The following is a 14,967-nucleotide window of genomic DNA, read 5'->3' as shown; positions in this document are numbered from 1 at the left end:
TTGAGACGCGTCCCGGTGTGCCGGCGCACGCGGTCCTGTGTAATGATGCTGTTTCCTTGCATTGCGGGCTTCGGAGAAAGCAGACGGAAATGTTGCAGCTCTTCTCACGGTTTCCTTGCCGGCCCGGCTTTTGCAGGGGTAAACGCCAGACAACAAAGGCTCGCCCGCTACCGCGAAATAATCTCGAACGAGCGGTAACAAAGGTGTGTACCCTCTCGTAGAGGATGATGCGGGTGAAATACTCAGCGCGGGAAGAGGAATGGGCAGGCTGGATGCGTAGCGCGATGGCTGGCGATGCGCAGGCGTATCACCGCTTTCTTTGCGCTGTCACACCTCATCTGCGCGCCATGGCCCGCAGGCGCTGCGATCAGTTTGGCGCGCCGGCAGGCGAGGCGGAGGATGTCGTGCAGGAGGTGCTGCTTGCTGTTCACCTGAAGCGCGGAACCTGGGATCCGGGCCGCCCGATCGGCCCTTGGCTGTCGACGATCGTGCGCAATAAGATGATAGACGCCCTGCGCCGGCGCGGCCGTCACATCGATGTGCCGATCGACGACGTGATGGCAACGCTCGAAGCGGAAGAACAGGCGGGTAATTTGGATCGGCTCGACGCCGAACATATGTTGGTTCGCCTTAAGGATCCGCAGCGGGACATCGTGCGCTCGATTTCGATGGAGGGAGCAGGTGTTCGCGAAACGGCTGAAAGGCTGAAAATGAGCGAAGGTGCGGTGCGCGTCGCGCTGCACCGGGCGCTGAAGTCGCTGGCGGCCATATACCGGAGTGAGACGAGTGAAGACCGATGACCTGATCAGCCTCCTGGCACAAGATGCGCCCATCCGTACGCGGCTCGGCTCTTTGCTCCTGTGCGCCTTGCTGATCGGCGTCGTGGTTTCTGCAGCGTTGCTTTTGTCGGCAGTCGGTATCCGCCACGACATGGCAAGCGCGATCGAAACGGCACGCGTGCTCTTCAAGGTGGTCCTGACCCTGACGCTCGCCGTCACCGCTTGCGGGCTTGTCTTTCGCATAGGCCGTCCAGGCGTACCGTTGGGGCTTTCAAGCCTGGCGCTGTTCGTGCCGCTGGTCCTTCTCGCAGCGGGCACCGCGGCCGAATTGTCGGCCATTCCTCAGGATGCATGGGAAACGGCGATGCTCGGCCGCAACGCACGCTTCTGCCTGTTCTTTATCCCGGTCCTGTCGTTCGCGCCGCTTGCGGGTTTCCTCTGGGCGCTGAAGAACGGCGCTGCGGAACGCCCAAGCCTTGCAGGTGCCGCAGCAGGCCTTGCCGCCGGTGGTATAGCGGCAGCGCTTTACGCCTGGCACTGCACGGACGACAGCCCGCTGTTTCTCGCAGTCTGGTACACCACGGCAATCGCGGCAGTGACAGCCATCGGCGCGCTGATTGGATCACGATATCTGACGTGGTAAGAAAGCCAGGTCGCGAGACCACGGCCGTTGGCATCGGCTCTTCTGCTATCTTTTTAAGGGAATGGTGCCCAGAAGATGCACCAGACTAGAACATCAATGTAAATCATCCCGTATCAATCAATATCAAAATCCTTTATTTTCAGGACCTTACTTGTCTATTCGTGACTCATGATGTATCACCGAAGACCAGCAAATCTTCCTTTTTTGGGTGGATTAAAAGGTGGATATATGGGGCGTGAATTAAACAAACTGACAGCCTTATCCGTCAAGAAATTGGCGGCAGGCAAGTACGCTGACGGCGGTGGCTTGTGGCTCCACAAGCGCGACGATGGCGGCGGGCAATGGGTGCTCCGCGTGACGGTCCACGGGCGCCGGCGTGAGATGGGCCTAGGATCTGCCGCAGAGGTTTCTTTGAAGGATGTCCGCGACGAGGCGACAAAATGGCGAGCGCTAGCCAGGCAAAATGTTGATCCAATCAAAGAGCGGGAGAGGCTTAAGCGGGAAGCAGCTCGGCACCTCCACCTGTTGGAAGAGATTGCCGAAGATGCGTTTGAAAGCCGCAAAGCAGAGCTGAAGGGCGACGGCACCGCTGGGCGCTGGTTCACTCCTCTGAAGCTCCATGTCATTCCGAAGCTTGGCAAGGTTCCGATCGCCGAGATTGATCAGATCGATATCAGGGATACGCTGTCTCCGATTTGGCATAAGAAAGCTGAGACGGCCCGCAAGGCGCTGAACCGGCTTAGCATCTGCTTCAAGCACGCCGCAGCGCTGGGCCTCGATGCCGATATCCAGGCGCCGGAGAAAGCTCGCGCGCTACTCGGCCAACAGCGGCACAAAGTGAAAAACATCCCCGCGATGCCCTGGCGCGAGGTTCCGGCCTTCTATGGCACACTTGCGGATGGCAGTGTGACACATCTCGCCCTGCGTCTACTCATCCTAACCGGCGTGCGCTCAAGTCCTTTGCGCTTTATCCATGAGAGCCAGATCAGCGGCGATGTCTGGACGATCCCAGGCGAGGCCATGAAGGGTCGCAAGGACAAGACCCCGGACTTTCGCGTCCCGCTTTCGGAAGATGCGCTATCGATCGTCGAGAAAGCGCGCAAGCTATCCCGCGACGGCTTCCTCTTCCCGAGCGTTCAACGCGGCGTCATCAGCGATATGACCATGGGCCGGCTGATGGAGCGTGCGAAGCTTGAAGCGCGCCCGCATGGCTTCAGGTCCAGCCTCCGCGACTGGATTGCTGAAGTGACCGAAACACCACATGACATTGCTGAAACCATGCTCGGCCATGTCGTCGGTGGAGCGGTCGAGCGAGCTTACAGACGTACCGATTTCTTAGAGCAGCGTCGAGTTCTTCTGGCGCGATGGGCAAAACACGTCACGGGCCAAAACGGCCAGGTGATCCACCTTGTAAAGGAATGAAAATGGACCTGAGCAACAAACCAGCTTCATGGCAAAAGGTGAAGATCGCGGGACGGCAGTTCTGGAGGATTCCACACAAGGAATTCTCTGAAATGATGAACTCGATGTTTCCAAATAATCCGCGAGAAAGTGACGGCGCCGATTTTCTCATGCCTTGCTTCCCCGATGATGACAAGAGAGATTTTCCGACCCGTTACGAGTTCGAAGACGCTGGTCCGCTAATTGCTTCAGGCATTGCTCGCCACTCGTTAACGCTAGAGGGGATAAGTGCTGAGCGGTCGAACCGGGGGCTAAGTGCCAGACACCTGTCGGTATTCAACGAAACGGACTGGTATGGCGAATGCTTCGGCGTTCTGGAAGCGCATGGCTGGACGACAAGCGGAAACCTAACCCCCGAGATATTAGCGAAGGTTGAAGAGATCGAGGGCAAGTCAGTGATCGACGAAGCAAAGCAAAGCTATGGCGAAAACTGGGAAATTTACTTGATGGAACTCGCGGCGCAGCACCTGGCGAAGCCTCTAAGTAGGCTTTGGTATGCTGCGAACATGAAGTCGCTGTATTACTGCCACCATGACGATTTGCGCTTAGGATTTCTCTGGGCAGAGTATCAGATGAAAATGCAGTACGAATCCTTTGCCTTGAAGCATATGGAGGTGGTTGAGCGGAATTCCGAGAATGGGAAGAAAGGCGGCCAGGGTGCAGCGCGTGTCGAGCGCTACAGAGTCCTTGACCAGCTCGTGATGGCTCAGGGAGATAAACTGGCGTTTTCTGACAATGATGAAATTATTAAAGCCGCAAAAAAACTAGCGATGGATTACGACCGGCAAGAAGGCGCACAGCTTTTCCAAATCAATAATAAAAGCCTTGGGCCGAGCTGGTACAAGGATTGGGTTGGGCACTATCGCAGCCTGATAAAAGCCATGAGGGCAAGGACTTAGTGAAGGCTAACCAGTGGTTCTTCAGCTTTTTGCACCGGAACCACTGGTTAGAGAAAAATATAGCAACTAACCACCGCTTGTGACGATTTATAGCGTGTAACCGTCGGTTCTACGCTTTTTCGTCAAGTATGTTCAGCCTGTATCAATCGAACAGCAGGCTAGACAGATGCAAATCAACGATCCGCTTCTTACCAAAAAAGAAGCCGCTTCCATTCTGAATATCAGCGTTCCTACTTTTTACCGTAGAGTTGCTGACGGGACTTTACCAAAGCCCATTAAAATCGGCGCTCTTTCAAAGTGGCCGATGTCGGATATCCTTGGCGCAATAGAAGACGCCAAAGCCGCGCGCAACCCGAAGCAGTAGGGTAGGGCGCGTCAATGATTACAACTGAAGACCAAATTGCGGCCTGGAACCGCTACGCCGAGGCGAAGCGCCGCGCCGATAAGACGCTCGTCATGGAGGATGGCCTCGCTGCTATCCGGGCGTGGAAGGAATTCAACAACGTCTTCCTACCTGAGGATAGGCATTTTCCACTCGACGCCATCCCGAGCAATACCGCAGTTTTTCCAGTCCATAAGACGCGCCCGCCTGGTGTCCGCTAATGGCAGCAGGGAAGGCGCGCCACGTCGATTTTCACTTCGACGAATACATTGCCGGTGTCGCCGGCATACTCAACGCTGAAGAACAGGGCGTTTATTGGATGATATGCTCTCTCATCATGTCTGAAGGCGGGCCGGTCGACGAGAACCATAAGCGCCTATCGATGCTTTGCGGAGTGCGGCCGGCAGACATCAAAAGGATACTCGCAAGCCTGATCAATAAGGGCAAAATATCCCGGGGAAATGACGGCAAACTGTTGCAGAAGCGTGCGCAAAGTGAGGTTGAACGTTCACTGAACCGCATCCAAAGTGCATCCGAACGTGGTTCAAAGGGTGGCCGTCCGTCTGGAAAAGACAAGCAAGAACAACAGAACGCGAAAGCTACGGGTTTTTCAGAGCGAAACCTAACCACCAACCACCAACCACCAACCACCAACGTAGAAGAAAAAAAAGAACCTAGCGGTTCTTCCAAAAAGCGCGCTGCGCGACTTCCCGCCGATTGGTCTCCGCCATCCGAGTGGATCGACGAAGCCGTGGAGTACGGCATGCCCAGACCAACGGCGCTGGCATCGGCCGAGAAGATGAAAAACTGGTCCCTCTCGACGACTAACGGCGTCAAGCTTGACTGGCACGCGACCTGGAAAAATTGGTTTAAGCGTGAAATGCCTAAGCCGAGAGCGAGCGTCACGACCAAATCCCAACTGTTCGGGAGAATGTGATGGCGGACGTCTTCGCAGCCCTTGCCGAGCACAACATCCGGATACGCAGCACCAGCGTCGGAAACCACAAGACCACCTGCCCAGCCTGCTCGTCGACACGGCGGAAGAAAAACGACCAGTGCCTGTCCGTCACGGTGAAGCCCGACGACAGCGTCGTTTGGCACTGCCACCATTGCTCATTTTCCGGAGGAGCAGGCGGCAGTGAATATCGGCCCGTTCGGGAGCGCCGCGTCTATCGCAAGCCGGCGAGGGAAGCCTCTCCGCAGCGGCCCGACAGCCTGCGTGCTTGGTTCGAAAAGCGCGGCATCTCCCGCGCTGTCGTCGATCGCTTCGGCATCTACAAAACCCGCCAATGGTTTCCGCAGACCGACAAGGAAGAGGATTGCATAGCGTTCCCTTACGAGTGGGACGGCGAGTTGCGCAACGTCAAATACCGGACAGCGAACAAGCTCTTCCGGCAGGAGAAAGATCCGGAACCGGTGTTCTTCAACGCCGACAGCATTGGCGCTGGCGAGGATCTGATCATCTGCGAAGGCGAAATCGACGTTATGGCGCTGATCGAAGCTGGTTTTCACCATGTCGTATCGTTGCCGAACGGCGCGCCTTCCGGGCCTGAGACCAGCGAGAAACGCTATGAACCTTTCGGCACGCACTGGGAGTTGTTGCTGCAGGTGAAGCGGTTCCTGATCGCGACGGATATGGACGGTCCCGGTGAAGCGCTGGCAAATGAGATCGCGCGGCGCGTTGGCAAGGATCGTAGCTTCCGCGTGCGGCTTCCAGCCGAGAGCAAGGACGCGAACGAGTGCCTGCTCAATCACGGCAAGCAGATGCTCGTGGATTGCGTTAATGCGGCCGAGCCGTGGCCGATCGACGGCCTGCATGATATCGAAAGCTTCGCGAATGACGTCCTGGACATCTATCACGGCCGGGGCCCGCAGCCGCTGACGACCGGGTTCAAGGAATTTGATAAGGCGTTCAGATACATCCCCGGGCAGTTCATAGCCGTCACCGGTATTCCCAATCACGGCAAGTCCCGGTTCATTGACCAGGTGGCCGTTCAGACGGCGCGCCTACGCGATGAACGGTGGGGGTTCTTTTCTCCCGAGACCGGCGAATCCAATCACATCGTCGATCTAAGTGAGATCTGGGTAGGTCAGCCGTTCTATGATGGCCCAACGGTTCGGATGACAGAGGATGAGCTCGTCACGGCCATGGCGTGGTTGAACGAGCGGATTTTCCTCTTGGGCGCTGTCGATCATACACCGTCGATAGACTGGCTACTGGAACGAGCCCGCGCCGCGGTGATCCGATATGGCGTCACGAACATCGTCATCGATCCCTACAACGAAATCGAGGCGTCCCGTCCCGACAAACTGACGGAAACGGAATTCATTTCGCAGCTCATCTCGAAGTGCAAGCAGTTCGGCAAGCGGCACGGCTGCACGATCTGGATGATTATCCATCCGACCAAGCTCAAGGCCCACGGTGAAGGGAAAGAACCGATCCCCGGCCTCTATGACCTCGCCGGCAGTGCGCACTGGCGCAACAAGGCGGATGCCGGTCTCGTCGTCTATCGCGACTATGAGGAGCAGGTGACCTTCGTGATTTCAAAGAAGATCCGCAGGCAGCCGATTTGCGGCAGGCCGGGTTCCGTCACCTTTCAATTCGTCGGCGCCGATCGGCGCTTCGAAGAGATGCCAGCCAGTTTCAAAAATCTTGGGAGTGAATAGCCCGTGAGCACCCTCATCAACGTCACCCGAAACGACGACGGCCAGTTCGAGTTGACCGACCAAGGGGGCAATCTCGTAGCGGGACCATTCGAAACCAATGCCGCAGCCTGGAAAGCGCTTGATCGTATCGACGACGATAGCGCCAACCGGCCGGACAAGTCGCGCAGCTCCAAGAAGGTTCGCTGGGGAAAACCCGGGCTGCCGAAAGGCAAGTCCAAAAAGGCCCTGAAGCGTCAGGAAAAGCAGATGAAGATCAACGCGGCGAAGGCACCGGGATGGCTGAGAACCGTCGCGGCTAAGACCTTCGATCCCGTTGGAGAACGTAAATATAGGGATTACCGACTCGGTACCTTTGGCGCAGCATCCGAAGTGAAGCGCATCGATCCGGCAATCTATCTTGCAGAAAAGGCAGCGAAGAAATGACTATCAAGGAAAGGCAAGAGCGAGAGGCACACGACCGCGAAAACCCCTGGCGGCCGATGAGCGAGGCTCCGCGGGGTACCGGCTTGATCTGCGATCTACTATTTGATGACATGGCCGGACACTACGCGAATGAAGGCCTTCAGTACTTCCTGGACGCTAATGGCGACTGGTACCAAATCGAGCCCCCAAAATGGATAGCCCACGGACCAACGCCAATGAACTGGCGACCGTCCTACGTTCGCATGACACCTGAACGCCGGGGCATCATTAAGAAGAGGGCAAGAACCGAATAGGAATCCCCGGCGAAACTGGGGATTACCTCACGGAAGAGTACCGGCGCGTTATGGCCGAATAGCAAAATCAACTGGAAACTGATATTGTTACGTAGCCGTAACGATCTGTACGAGGGCAATCAATGAAGTGGTTTGTTGTTCGAACGGTGCCAGGGCAGCAGCAGCGCGCAATGGCGGAATTTGCAGAGGCCAGAATCGAAGCCTACTGCCCGATGATGAGGCGGGAGACCCGCCACTACCAGACAAAGAAATGGATCACGCGGGAGTATCCGCTCTTTACCGGCTACTGCTTCGTGCGATTGGTCGAAGGCGCCTATGAGCGGCTGCATGAGCTGGACTACACAGCGTCAATTCTCGGCGGCAGCGTGGGCCCGATTTCCATACCGGACAGCAAGGTTGCCGAGATCCAAGAAGAGCAGGCGAGAGGCGCGTTCGATATCCTCCGGCCGCCTCCGATGGCAGCGATCAAGCCTCAATCCCGCGTATACATCCAATCAGGTCCGCTGGCCGGTCACTATGCCTCGGTGACGAAGGCGCGCGGCAAGAAAATTGTGCGCGCAATTGTGGAAAGCTTCTCAGAAATGCGCGAGATCGACATAGATATTGCAAATTTAAAGCTCGTAGCATAGATTATGCGCAAGCGATTTGCGGCCTGATTGCTGCTGGGGGCCTTAAGTGTCACCCACGGGGCCACGGGAAATCTGGCCGATTTCCTCCAACGTCGAATATTGCCCAATTTTCAAGATGCTCAAGCAGAGTACGAGAAGTGCGCCGATTCGCCGTAGTCGTAAATGTCTGCATTATTGCCTCGGACGGTGACCTCGAAATGGCTGCTCGTATCATAGTCGTAGCCTGAGTATTTCCCGCCGCCCGTGATGTTCAAATCGATGTGTTTGCCGGTGCCGTAATGGTACATGCCCGGAAATGAACCGCCAAAATGGCAGCTGCTTCCGTAGTCGTAGCCATTAATTGTGTTGCCGCTCACGTTTGCGCTGATGTTCACATGGCAGGAATTCTTGTAGTCGTAGACCGACGAAACGCTCCGACCTCGTGCGTGTGCTATTGCCATAGCGGCTACCGCCGCTCTCACATTTGATTTCATGGCCGTCCTCCTTAGGCGTTTTCCGCGCGCGCAAGCCTGGACTGTTGTTGATAGTACGCCTGTGCCTCCGCCTTGCTGTAAAAGAAGCGTTCCTCCTTATCGACGCCGGCCACATTCCTCGTCACGACCTCCCAGCCATCCGGCTTCTGCTCGATCGTCGCTGACGCCAGCGGCTTTTCATGGAATCCCATTCACTTTCCTCCTGAAACCGAGAGAGAGAATGCACGATGAAGTTGCAGGAGTCGAGATCAGTAAGTGTTGCGACCGTTTTTACATTTGAGAGTATCCACAATGTCAGCACCACTGGGAAATCAGTTCTGGAAGGCCCGGAGCAGTCACGGCCGAACGCCAATCTTCGCAACGCCGGATGATCTGTGGGCTGCGGCCAGCGAGTATTTCGAATGGGTTGACGCCAACCCTCTATGGGAAGACAGGATCGTCTCCTATCAGGGAGCAACGACACATGAGCCCGTAGCAAAAATGCGCGCCATGACATTGGGTGGGCTTTTCATCTTCCTCGACATCACACGGCAAGGCTTCGATGAGTATCGCAGGCGGCAAGATTTTTCTGCGGTCGTACACGCGATAGAGGAAATCATCCGAACGCAGAAGTTCGAAGGCGCCTCGGCTGACCTGCTCAATGCCAATATCATTGCCCGCGATCTAGGCCTTGCCGACAAGTCGGAGGTGACTGGCAAGGACGGCGGCGCGATCGAGACCAAGGACGTCTCATCCAATGAATTGGCGCGGCGGCTTGGCTTTCTGCTCTCCAAGGGCCTCAGGCCGAAGGAGGAGTAAGAGAGCCCCATTCTTCCTTCCACAGTGAAGGATCATGAATGTGGATCAGGATCTTGGAGAAGTGAAACCTTCGCTTGGCATCCTCTGCAACGTCTAGCGCTACAGGAAATGGCAACGCGTTACCTAATGCGGGGCCATAAATGGTCTCGCCATCGGAGACCCGGGGCCAATCGGCCTCCGCAACCGTTTCGCCGTCTACCGCGAAAATGCGAACCGTAACCGCATCCTCCGTTTCTTCCTCGTTAGTCTGCTGAAACGTCCTAGCACTCATATCGGCCTCCTGGTTTCGGTTGATTGCAGCGTAGCAGATTCCTCCCGGCATAGGAGTGTCTATGCGTCTCGATGAAATCCTGCAGGCGCTAGACGTGCTACCGGCTACCGAGCGCGCGCAAATCGAGAAGATGGCGCTGGAAGCGACTATTGACCAACGATTCATCCCGAACCCCGGACCACAGACGGACGCTTGGTTCTGTGACGCGGACGAAACCTTTTACGGCGGATCTGCGGGTGGCGGCAAAACCGCACTGCTATGCGGTCTCGCGATCGATGAGTATCAGCCGGCATTGATCCTGCGCCGGCAGGCTACGCAGGTGAAGGGCATTGAGGACGAGCTTTCTCGCATCCTCGGTACTCGTGACGGGTACAATTCACAGACCCATATCTGGCGCCTCCCGAGCGGTGGCACCATCGAGCTCGGCGGCGTGCCGAATGAGTCCGACAAAGAGAAGTACCAGGGCCGGCCGCACAGGCTGAAGGGCTTTGACGAGATTACGCAGTTCACCGAAAGCCAATACCGATACATCATTGGCTGGCTTCGTGACGCTCACGGCAGGCGCTGCCGGGTTGTTGCGACGGGGAACCCGCCGACCTCTGCGCAGGGCCAATGGGTAGTCAAATACTGGGCGCCGTGGCTCGATCCTCAGCACCCGAACCCTGCCAAGCCTGGTGAACTGCGCTGGTTCACGACGATAGAAGGCGAAGACGTTGAAGTCGGCGAGGACTACGTAGGCCCAAAAGGCGAGCGCCCCAGATCGAGAACGTTCATTCGTTCCCGCCTCGAAGACAATCCGGACCTGATGGCGACGGGCTACGCGTCGACGCTCGAAGCCCTTCCAAAAGAGCTGAGGGACCGACTACGCGACGGCTCGTTTGATGTTGAGGGCGATGATGACCCTTGGCAGGTTATACCCACGAAATGGGTTAAGCTGGCCCAGGCCCGTTGGACCGACCGGCCGCCCGAAGATATACCTATGACCGCGGTAGCTGCTGACGTCGCGCAAGGTGGCGCCGACAAGACGCAGATCCAGACCCGCCACGACTGGTGGTATTCCCGTTTCGACAGCCACAAGGGCTCTGACACCCCGGACGGGCCAACGGTCGCTGGCCTCATTATCAAGCAGATGCGCGACCGTTGCCGCGTCGTCGTCGATGCAGGCGGCGGTTATGGCGGCGATACGCTGACACAGCTCGCTCATGCCGATGTCGATTGCTACGGGTTCAAGGGCGGAAATGCATCTGCTTCGCATACGCGCGACGGCATGTTCGGCTTCAAAAACCTTCGAGCGCAAGTGGTCTGGCAGTTCAGAGAGCAGCTTGATCCCGATTACGGCTCTAAAATCGCTCTGCCCCCTGACCCGGAATTGACCGCGGACCTCTGTGCCTTCCGGTACGAGATCCGGGCAGGGGGCGGCGGCGAGGAAATCGTCGTCCTGCCGAAGGAAGAGATGCGGGAAATGCTCGGCCGATCGCCCGACAAAGGCGACACGACCGTCATGCTGTCAGCCTCGAAGCTTGGCGGCTTGAAGCGACCGAAGGCAGCGCAGGAACGGCGCGATGCCGCCTTCCGTCGCGTGCAGTCGGTCACGTCAAACAGTGCCTTAAAGGCAAGACTGAGAGGAAAGAAGTAAATGGGCGGATTGTTCGGAAGCAAACCCAAGTACCCGGACCCGGAACCGCCGGCCCCGATGCCCGATCCGGAAGACCCGTTGGCAAAGCGCCAGCGCAAGCGCCAGGGTGGGGCTCTGGCGACGACCAGTAGTTCAGCGACAGACAGGCTTGCCCCCGTGCCTGGGACGATTGGCCAAGAATTCACACGTTCCACGCTGGGTGCAAACTGATGGTCGACCAGGCAGGCAAGGACCTGATGGCTATCGATTCTAGGCTGTTCACGGCTAAGGGATCTATCGACAGCCTTCATCAGGAAATTGCCGAGTTTTTCTATCCGGAGCGGGCCAGCTTCACGAAGGAAATCACGCTGGGTGAAGAGTTCGCTTCTCACCTGACGGATTTCTATCCGGTACTGGTGCGCCGCGAGCTGGGCGACCAGATCAGCTCCATGGTTCGGCCTTCCGACAGCCAGTGGTTCAAAGCCAAGGCATCGAACGAACGGATCTCGCGAGCGAGTGACGCGGCGTCCTTCCTTGAGTTCATGACGGACGTCAACCGCTCCATCCTCTATTCGCGCGACAGCGGCTATCGTCGTGCGGCGAAGGATTGCGAGCAGGATTGGGCCGCGTTCGGCATGGGTTGGACGCAGGTGGCGTACACCAAGAAGCGCGACAATCTGCTGTTCAAGACGCATCACCCGAAGAACATGGCGGGCTGTGAAGGTCCTGACGGTCAGGTGAACCACGTGCACCGCAAGTGCGACATGAAAGCGAATGCGATGGCTCATCTCTTCGGAGAGAGCAAGCTTCCGCAGCCGGTGAAGAACGCCCTTAAAGAGAAGAACTTGAAGGATAGCTTCAAGGTTCGTCACATCTTCATCCCGCTCGATATTTACGAGCCCTACCGCAAGTTCCCGAAAGGCGCGAAGTGGGCCGACATCTATGTGACGGAAGACGGCACAATCCTGCAGGAGATTCCCGCCTTCACGTTCGATTACATCGTGCCGCGGTGGCAGACGCTAGACGGTCATATGTACGCCGTCTCGCCCGCCACCATCATTGCGCTGCCGCAGGCCCGCATGATCCAGCGCATGATGATGACCATCATTGAAGCCGGCGAGAAGCAGGTAGACCCGCCGATGATTGCCACGCAGGATGCCGTGGTCTCTCCGATCGATCTGTCTTCGAATGGCATCACGTACATTGATTCAGAGTATGACGAGCGCCTTGGCGCCGCGCTTCGTGCCGTGGAACTTGGCAAGAACACCGGCCTCGGTGTTGACCTGGTCAACGACGCTCGCGCTCGCTTGGCTGATGCCTTCTACATCAACAAGCTTGCTCCGATGGCTTCTATTCAGGGCCAAGATGTGACGGCCTACCAGGCATCGCAGATCGTTCAGGAATACATTCGCCATGCTCTTCCGCTCTTTGAGCCGATCGAAGACGAATGGACAGGCCGCACGCTCGATCTAGTGACGGAAAAAGTCATGCGAGCAGGCGGATACGGGCCGGTCGATCGGAATGGCATCCCTGTCGACATGCCCGATATCCTGCTCGGCCAGAACATCACCTACGAGTTCAACAACTCTCTGAAGGAAGCACGGGACCGGCAGGTTATCGGAGCCTTTCAGGAGAGCGCGCAGCTTCTGCAAGCCGCAATGGCTCTCGATCCGACGCTTCGAACCGACGTCGACACGAGAACCGCATTCCGTGATGCGTTCGGATCGGTCCCGAACGGCCGATCGGACTGGCTTATCGACGCCCAACAAGCGGAAGCATCACGCCGGCAGATGCAGCAGGCCATGGCAGAGCAGCAGCAGATGCAGCAGTTAAGCCAAGGTGCTGAAGTAGCGGGGCAGGTGGGGAACGCAGCCCAGCAGCTACAGGCGGCGACAGCCGGTTAACCGGACTCGGACGGCTTCCGAGCTTTACATTTTGCAGGTGACCCATGACCGATCAGCGAAAATATCGCCCATGGCTACCGGTATCGGTCCGCGGCGACAATGAGCAGCCTAAGAACGATCTGGAAATCAGGAAGGCCGACTGCGCGGCTATCCAAGCTGTGGCGAATGGCGTTGCCAGCGCTGAACAACAGACACGCGCGATTGCCGCAATCATGCACATCTGCGGCGCGCATGACCTCGAATTCTTGCCGGAAGAGCACGGCGGGGAGCGCGACAGCGTATTCAAGAGCGGAAAGAGGCATGTTGGTCTTCAGCTCCGCAAGCTCATCACTTTCCCTTTAAATTTGCTGACAGGTGAAAAGAATGACGGACCAAAACACGACAGGCGCACTGGAAAGCCAGCCGACGAACGCAACGTCGAGCGCGCCAAATCCTGATGTAGCCAAGGCTGCCGCTGCGCCTGCTGACGGTGCTGCTACCGCGACAAGCGCCCCTGCAGCGGCTCCCGGTGCTCCTACAGACGGAGAACTGCAGAAGTTCCGCGAGGAACTGGCCGGCGGTGACGAAACGATGCTCAAGCAGCTTGAGCGTTACAAGTCGAAGGAAGCTATCCAGCGCGGCATGCGTGAAGCCTACAATGCGGCCAAGGCAGGCAGGAAGGCAGTCACGCTAACGGACAAGTCAACACCTGAAGAGGTGAAGGCCTATCGCGAGGCAATGGGCATTCCGGAAGATCCGGCCGCTTATCCCGGCGATTTCCGGGAGGACTACAAGGCAACTGACGCTGATAAGGCGATCCTGGGCGACTTCAAGGCCGCCATGCATGCCCGGAACGTTCCGCCCGCCGCCGCTTCCGCCGCTCTGGACTGGTATCAGGACTTCGCTACGGCCCAACAGCAGGAGCTGGATGGCAACCTGGCGAAGGTCGCCAAAGAGACGCAGGCCGCTCTCCGCAACGAATGGGGCGGCGAATACGACGGCAACATAGGCGCCGCACAGCAGCTCATGACGGCGCACCTCGGCAAAGAAGGCTTCGAGGGAATGATGGGCCTACGTCTGATGGACGGCTCCCGCCTTCAGGACAACATTGCATTCGTGAAAATGATGGCCCAGCTCGGCGCCGACTATTATGGCGGCAATGCCATCATGACCGGCGATGTGGAAACGACGGCAAAGACCGTTCAGGAGCGCATTGACGAACTGCTCGCGCTTCGTGTCTCCGATCCCGAGAAGTACAAGAGCGACGACGTCCAACAGAAGATTACCAAGCTCTATTCGCAGCGCGACAAGATCAAAGCCCGCAAATAGGGCTATTGCTGTGTGTGCGTTGTGAACTTCGGGGCGTCTTCCCCGGTCCCTTCCGCAAGGAATTCGAACAGCGCTGCGATCAGAAACTCGGCGACCTCCTTGTTTATCAGAAGGTCGAAGGTGCCTAAGTCGGTCTCAAGATTCAGGCGCCCAATCAATGGCTCTGACGAAATTGTCTGGAATTCACTGTCCAACAAACGGTTTTCTTCCGACTCTGACATCTTTTCCTCCTGCCTCGAACGACAACGATGCGCAGGAGTCCTGTTGATTGGCAACTAACTGTATCCGTCGATCAACGAAATAGACGCGGCATCCCGGCAACGGCCCCGCAACAGAACTACCGAACATACAAGCTGATGTGACGCCCCGTTGATCGCAACGAAGCGGCCCCTTGGTATGTCCAAGGCACCCCGCGAAGCGTG

General features: G+C 57.3%; 19 protein-coding genes. 15 read left to right on the top strand and 4 right to left on the bottom strand.

Annotation, left to right across the window (positions count from 1 at the left end; all coding sequences use genetic code 11):
* Positions 1-233 precede the first annotated feature (233 nt).
* The 10 genes from BLP23_RS06565 (at position 234) to nusG (ending at position 8,176) form a co-directional block, all read left to right on the top strand.
* Positions 234-800 (top strand): sigma-70 family RNA polymerase sigma factor, encoded by a 567-nt coding sequence (locus BLP23_RS06565; protein ID WP_092584022.1) that lies wholly within the window; start codon positions 234-236, stop codon positions 798-800.
* Positions 787-1,422 (top strand): NrsF family protein, encoded by a 636-nt coding sequence (locus BLP23_RS06560; protein WP_092584021.1) that lies wholly within the window; start codon positions 787-789, stop codon positions 1,420-1,422. The genes BLP23_RS06565 and BLP23_RS06560 overlap by 14 nt, the downstream gene beginning before the upstream one ends.
* A 228-nt stretch (positions 1,423-1,650) precedes the next feature.
* A complete protein-coding gene (locus BLP23_RS06555) occupies positions 1,651-2,844 on the top strand; it encodes a tyrosine-type recombinase/integrase (RefSeq protein WP_092584020.1) in 1,194 nt (397 codons plus the stop codon).
* 2 nt (positions 2,845-2,846) lie between these two features.
* The gene (locus tag BLP23_RS06550; RefSeq protein WP_092584019.1) at positions 2,847-3,782 is read left to right on the top strand and encodes a hypothetical protein; all 936 of its coding nucleotides are present in this window, start codon (positions 2,847-2,849) and stop codon (positions 3,780-3,782) included.
* Positions 3,783-3,948: 166 nt separating this feature from the next.
* Positions 3,949-4,146, top strand: a complete 198-nt coding sequence (locus BLP23_RS06545) for a helix-turn-helix transcriptional regulator (protein WP_092584018.1) — start codon at positions 3,949-3,951, stop codon at positions 4,144-4,146.
* A gap of 14 nt (positions 4,147-4,160) precedes the next feature.
* On the top strand, positions 4,161-4,385 hold the full coding sequence (locus BLP23_RS06540; protein ID WP_092584017.1) for a hypothetical protein: 225 nt from the start codon (positions 4,161-4,163) through the stop codon (positions 4,383-4,385).
* Complete coding sequence (locus BLP23_RS06535) at positions 4,385-5,101, top strand: DUF1376 domain-containing protein (RefSeq protein ID WP_092584016.1); 717 nt, start codon at positions 4,385-4,387, stop codon at positions 5,099-5,101. The genes BLP23_RS06540 and BLP23_RS06535 overlap by 1 nt, the downstream gene beginning before the upstream one ends.
* Entirely contained in the window at positions 5,101-6,831 is a 1,731-nt protein-coding gene (locus tag BLP23_RS06530) for a bifunctional DNA primase/helicase (RefSeq protein WP_092584015.1), read from the top strand. The genes BLP23_RS06535 and BLP23_RS06530 overlap by 1 nt, the downstream gene beginning before the upstream one ends.
* Before the next feature lie 3 nt (positions 6,832-6,834).
* Entirely contained in the window at positions 6,835-7,254 is a 420-nt protein-coding gene (locus tag BLP23_RS06525; RefSeq protein WP_092584014.1) for a hypothetical protein, read from the top strand.
* 415 nt (positions 7,255-7,669) lie between these two features.
* Positions 7,670-8,176: a transcription termination/antitermination protein NusG gene (nusG, locus tag BLP23_RS06515; RefSeq protein WP_092584012.1), complete on the top strand. Its 507-nt coding sequence runs from the start codon at positions 7,670-7,672 to the stop codon at positions 8,174-8,176.
* Positions 8,177-8,295: 119 nt separating this feature from the next.
* Here the strand turns inward: nusG and BLP23_RS06510 are convergent, their stop codons facing one another.
* Together BLP23_RS06510 and BLP23_RS06505 are read right to left on the bottom strand one after the other, a co-directional pair.
* Complete coding sequence (locus BLP23_RS06510) at positions 8,296-8,649, bottom strand: hypothetical protein (RefSeq protein WP_092584011.1); 354 nt, start codon at positions 8,647-8,649, stop codon at positions 8,296-8,298.
* 11 nt (positions 8,650-8,660) lie between these two features.
* Complete coding sequence (locus BLP23_RS06505) at positions 8,661-8,840, bottom strand: hypothetical protein (RefSeq protein WP_092584010.1); 180 nt, start codon at positions 8,838-8,840, stop codon at positions 8,661-8,663.
* A 100-nt stretch (positions 8,841-8,940) separates the two neighbouring features.
* On the opposite strand from BLP23_RS06505, the gene BLP23_RS06500 reads away from it, so the two are divergent.
* The gene (locus tag BLP23_RS06500; RefSeq protein WP_092584009.1) at positions 8,941-9,447 is read left to right on the top strand and encodes a DNA-packaging protein; all 507 of its coding nucleotides are present in this window, start codon (positions 8,941-8,943) and stop codon (positions 9,445-9,447) included.
* On the opposite strand, the gene BLP23_RS06495 is transcribed toward BLP23_RS06500, so the two are convergent.
* Complete coding sequence (locus BLP23_RS06495; protein WP_092584008.1) at positions 9,428-9,718, bottom strand: hypothetical protein; 291 nt, start codon at positions 9,716-9,718, stop codon at positions 9,428-9,430. The two genes, BLP23_RS06500 and BLP23_RS06495, sit on opposite strands and share 20 nt — an antisense overlap.
* 61 nt (positions 9,719-9,779) lie before the next feature.
* Here BLP23_RS06495 and BLP23_RS06490 point away from each other — a divergent pair, with 61 nt between their 5' ends.
* From BLP23_RS06490 to BLP23_RS06470, 4 genes are all read left to right on the top strand, one after another.
* Positions 9,780-11,354 (top strand): terminase family protein, encoded by a 1,575-nt coding sequence (locus BLP23_RS06490; RefSeq protein ID WP_092584007.1) that lies wholly within the window; start codon positions 9,780-9,782, stop codon positions 11,352-11,354.
* Positions 11,355-11,563: 209 nt separating this feature from the next.
* Positions 11,564-13,237, top strand: coding sequence for a portal protein (locus tag BLP23_RS06480; protein WP_092584005.1), 1,674 nt, complete (start codon positions 11,564-11,566; stop codon positions 13,235-13,237).
* A 44-nt stretch (positions 13,238-13,281) separates the two neighbouring features.
* The gene (locus BLP23_RS06475; RefSeq protein ID WP_092584004.1) at positions 13,282-13,674 is read left to right on the top strand and encodes a hypothetical protein; all 393 of its coding nucleotides are present in this window, start codon (positions 13,282-13,284) and stop codon (positions 13,672-13,674) included.
* Positions 13,601-14,545 carry a hypothetical protein gene (locus BLP23_RS06470; RefSeq protein WP_233426640.1) on the top strand — a complete coding sequence of 315 codons (945 nt, stop codon included), beginning with the start codon at positions 13,601-13,603 and terminating at the stop codon, positions 14,543-14,545. The genes BLP23_RS06475 and BLP23_RS06470 overlap by 74 nt, the downstream gene beginning before the upstream one ends.
* A 2-nt stretch (positions 14,546-14,547) precedes the next feature.
* Here BLP23_RS06470 and BLP23_RS06465 read toward each other — a convergent pair whose 3' ends face one another.
* Positions 14,548-14,766, bottom strand: a complete 219-nt coding sequence (locus tag BLP23_RS06465; protein WP_092584003.1) for a hypothetical protein — start codon at positions 14,764-14,766, stop codon at positions 14,548-14,550.
* Between the last annotated feature and the right edge of the window lie 201 nt (positions 14,767-14,967).

Source organism: Rhizobium mongolense subsp. loessense (genome assembly GCF_900099775.1).
GTDB lineage: Bacteria > Pseudomonadota > Alphaproteobacteria > Rhizobiales > Rhizobiaceae > Rhizobium > Rhizobium loessense.
Note: the sequence above shows the minus strand (reverse complement) of the source record. Positions and strands in the feature narration are given on the sequence as shown.

Excerpts from the sequence above, each read along its gene's own strand:
- BLP23_RS06555 (WP_092584020.1), top strand. The coding sequence starts at position 1,651 with ATGGGGCGTGAATTAAACAAACTGACAGCCTTATCCGTCAAGAAATTG.
- BLP23_RS06550 (WP_092584019.1), top strand. The coding sequence starts at position 2,847 with ATGGACCTGAGCAACAAACCAGCTTCATGGCAAAAGGTGAAGATCGCG.
- BLP23_RS06545 (WP_092584018.1), top strand. The coding sequence starts at position 3,949 with ATGCAAATCAACGATCCGCTTCTTACCAAAAAAGAAGCCGCTTCCATT.
- BLP23_RS06540 (WP_092584017.1), top strand. The coding sequence starts at position 4,161 with ATGATTACAACTGAAGACCAAATTGCGGCCTGGAACCGCTACGCCGAG.
- BLP23_RS06535 (WP_092584016.1), top strand. The coding sequence starts at position 4,385 with ATGGCAGCAGGGAAGGCGCGCCACGTCGATTTTCACTTCGACGAATAC.
- BLP23_RS06530 (WP_092584015.1), top strand. The coding sequence starts at position 5,101 with ATGGCGGACGTCTTCGCAGCCCTTGCCGAGCACAACATCCGGATACGC.
- nusG (WP_092584012.1), top strand. The coding sequence starts at position 7,670 with ATGAAGTGGTTTGTTGTTCGAACGGTGCCAGGGCAGCAGCAGCGCGCA.
- BLP23_RS06510 (WP_092584011.1), bottom strand. The coding sequence starts at position 8,649 with ATGAAATCAAATGTGAGAGCGGCGGTAGCCGCTATGGCAATAGCACAC.
- BLP23_RS06505 (WP_092584010.1), bottom strand. The coding sequence starts at position 8,840 with ATGGGATTCCATGAAAAGCCGCTGGCGTCAGCGACGATCGAGCAGAAG.
- BLP23_RS06500 (WP_092584009.1), top strand. The coding sequence starts at position 8,941 with ATGTCAGCACCACTGGGAAATCAGTTCTGGAAGGCCCGGAGCAGTCAC.
- BLP23_RS06495 (WP_092584008.1), bottom strand. The coding sequence starts at position 9,718 with ATGAGTGCTAGGACGTTTCAGCAGACTAACGAGGAAGAAACGGAGGAT.
- BLP23_RS06490 (WP_092584007.1), top strand. The coding sequence starts at position 9,780 with ATGCGTCTCGATGAAATCCTGCAGGCGCTAGACGTGCTACCGGCTACC.
- BLP23_RS06480 (WP_092584005.1), top strand. The coding sequence starts at position 11,564 with ATGGTCGACCAGGCAGGCAAGGACCTGATGGCTATCGATTCTAGGCTG.
- BLP23_RS06475 (WP_092584004.1), top strand. The coding sequence starts at position 13,282 with ATGACCGATCAGCGAAAATATCGCCCATGGCTACCGGTATCGGTCCGC.
- BLP23_RS06470 (WP_233426640.1), top strand. The coding sequence starts at position 13,601 with ATGACGGACCAAAACACGACAGGCGCACTGGAAAGCCAGCCGACGAAC.
- BLP23_RS06465 (WP_092584003.1), bottom strand. The coding sequence starts at position 14,766 with ATGTCAGAGTCGGAAGAAAACCGTTTGTTGGACAGTGAATTCCAGACA.